A 607-nucleotide genomic window follows, 5' to 3' on the forward strand; every position below is an offset into this window, starting at 1 on the left:
GCCGGAGCCTTCGCAGATCCCGACACAGGCGACAGCCTCGCCTACACCGCGACGCTGGCCGATGGCTCGCCCCTGCCGGCCTGGCTGTCCTTCGACCCCGCGACCCGCACCTTCTCCGGCACACCCGCGAATGACGATGTCGGTACCCTGGCGGTGCGCGTCATCGCGACCGACGGTAGCGGTTCCAGCGCCAGCGACGATTTCACGCTGACTGTTGCCAACACCAACGACGCTCCGACACTCGCCAACCCGATCGCGGACCGATCGGCGACCGAGGACAGCGCCTTCAGCTATCAGGTCCCGATCGGCGCATTCGGCGATCCCGATGCGGGCGACAACCTCGCCTACTCCGCGACGCTGGCCGATGGCTCGCCCCTGCCGGCCTGGCTGTCCTTCGATCCCGCGACCCGCACCTTCTCCGGCACGCCCGCGAATGACGATGTCGGCACCATCTCCGTTCGCGTCACGGCGACCGACAGCAGCGGTTCCAGCGCCAGCGACGATTTCACGCTGACTGTTGCCAACACCAACGACGCTCCGACACTCGCCAACCCGATCGCGGACCGATCGGCGACCGAGGACAGCGCCTTCAGCTATCAGGTCCCGA

General features: G+C 67.9%; 1 protein-coding gene. It reads left to right on the plus strand.

What is annotated here, in order from left to right; all coding sequences use genetic code 11:
* Window positions 1-607, plus strand: a 607-nt coding sequence (locus HW577_RS26165) for a putative Ig domain-containing protein (RefSeq protein WP_198378980.1), incomplete at both ends; no start/stop codon positions are given.

The sequence above is a fragment of the Neoroseomonas rubea genome (assembly GCF_016106015.1).
GTDB classification, from domain to species: domain Bacteria; phylum Pseudomonadota; class Alphaproteobacteria; order Acetobacterales; family Acetobacteraceae; genus Neoroseomonas; species Neoroseomonas rubea.